The sequence below is a fragment of the Bacteroides xylanisolvens XB1A genome, assembly GCF_000210075.1.
Taxonomy (GTDB): Bacteria; Bacteroidota; Bacteroidia; order Bacteroidales; family Bacteroidaceae; genus Bacteroides; species Bacteroides xylanisolvens.
Map to the genome: position 1 here is coordinate 5,044,489 of NC_021017.1, position 2,210 is coordinate 5,046,698.

The window sequence follows — 2,210 nt, forward strand, 5'->3', positions numbered from 1 at the left end:
CGTGCTGACAGACCAGCAGCTTTCCGACATCGCCAAAGAGTATATGCGGAAGTTGGGCTATGGCGACCAGCCCTATTTGGTGTACAAGCATACCGACATCGACCGCCACCACATCCACATCGTGGGGTTGCGGGTGGACGAGAACGGCAAGCCGCTGAATGACAAGTTCGAGCATCGGCGCAGCAAGCAAATCACCCGTGAACTGGAAAAGAAATACGGGCTGCACCCGGCAGAGCGAAAGGAACGTGCCGAACGCCCGGAACTTAAAAAGGTGGACTATGCCGCCGGGGATGTGAAGCACCAAATCGGCAATACCGTGAAAGCGGCTTGCTATGGCTATCGTTTTCAGTCGTTCGGGGAGTACAAGGCTTTGCTTGCCTCTTACAACGTGTGCGCCGAGGAAGTCAAGGGCGAGATAAACGGCAAGCCCTATCAGGGCATTGTCTATTCCGCCATGAACGACAAGGGCGAAAAGACAGGCAATCCGGTAAAGGCTTCCCGCATCGGCAAGTCGGTGGGTTATGAAGCGGTGCAGCGCAGAATGGAGAAATCGGGCGAAGCAATCAAGAACGGGAAACTGAAAGAACGCACCCGGAAGATTGTAGCCACTGCCATGCAGACCGCCCGCAGCCGCAAAGAACTGGAACAACAGCTAAAGAAGCAGGGCATTGACGTGGTATTCCGTCAGAATGACAGCGGGCGCATCTACGGCGTTACGTTCATCGACCACGACAGCCGGGTGGTGCTGAACGGTTCACGCTTGGGCAAGGAGTATTCGGCGAACGTGTTCAACGAACGTTTTTCGGGCGAAACCGGAAAGATGCACCAGCCCGAAGTGTCAGCACCGCAGCAAGACCAGCCCACGCATCAGGAACAACCGGGGTTCATGCCGAAATCCGACATCGTTCCGGGCGTGGCTTCCGTGCTGGGTGCTTTCGGTGGATTGCTGGGCGGCGGTGCATCAGGCGGTGACGAGCCGCAGGACACCGCCCGCCAAAAGAGAAAGAAGAAAAAGAAGCGCACAAGGCGCATCGACTAACTTGAAAAAACATTACAATCATGCAACAGGAAGATGATTTGAGAGGGCTTGCACGGGTCATGGATTTTATGCGGGCTGTCAGTATTCTATTCGTGGGAATAAACGTGTACTGGTTCTGTTACTCCACCCTGAAAGAATGGGGAGTGACGTTTGAGGTGATAGACAAGATACTGTGGAATTTCCAGCGCACCACCGGGCTGTTCTCGTCCGTCCTTTGGACAAAACTTTTTGCGGTGGTGTTCCTCGCCCTGTCGTGCATCGGCACTAAGGGCGTGAAAGAGGAAAAGATAACGTGGGCGAAGATACATTGCAGCCTTGCGGCGGGTGTCGTGTTGTTTTTCCTGAACTGGTGGCTGCTGGAACTTCCGCTGCCACACACGGCGGACACTGTGTTTTATATCGCCACGCTGTCGGCGGGCTATATCTGTATGCTCATGGCGGGTACATGGATGTCCCGGCTGTTGAAGAACAACCTAATGGATGATGTCTTTAATACAGAGAACGAAAGTTTCCAGCAGGAAACAAGGCTTATCGAGAACGAGTATTCCGTAAATCTGCCTACCCGGTTCTACTATAAGAAGAAATGGAATAACGGCTGGATAAATGTCGTGAACCCGTTCCGTGCCAGCCTTGTGTTGGGTACGCCGGGTAGTGGCAAATCGTATGCGGTGGTAAACAGTTACATAAAACAGCAAATCGAGAAAGGTTTTGCGCTTTACTGCTATGATTATAAGTTTCCCGATTTATCGGAAATCGCTTATAATCATTTGCTTAACCACTTGGACGGGTATAAGGTAAAGCCTAAATTCTACATTATCAATTTTGACGACCCACGCAAGAGCCACCGATGCAACCCGATAAACGCCAGCTTCATGTCGGACATTGCGGATGCCTACGAAGCCAGCTACACGATTATGCTTAACCTTAACCGCTCTTGGATAAGCAAGCAGGGCGATTTCTTCGTGGAAAGCCCGATTATCCTGCTTGCAGCCATTATTTGGTACTTGCGCATTTATCAGGGCGGCAGGTATTGCACGTTCCCCCATGCCATTGAACTATTGAACAAGAAATACGCCGATGTATTCACTATTTTGCGCAGTTATCCCGAACTGGAAAACTACCTTTCCCCGTTCGTGGATGCTTGGGAATCAGACGCTCAAGAGCAGTTGCA

The 2,210-nt window shown here is 51.7% G+C and carries 2 protein-coding genes; both read left to right on the forward strand.

Annotated elements, in window-relative coordinates:
* A partial coding sequence (mobB, locus tag BXY_RS19705) for a conjugal transfer protein MobB (RefSeq protein WP_208946867.1) occupies positions 1-1,039 on the forward strand: 1,039 nt, incomplete at its 5' end.
* Between the two features lie 20 nt (positions 1,040-1,059).
* The coding region (locus BXY_RS19710; protein WP_208946868.1) for a YWFCY domain-containing protein at positions 1,060-2,210 on the forward strand (1,151 nt) is incomplete at its 3' end.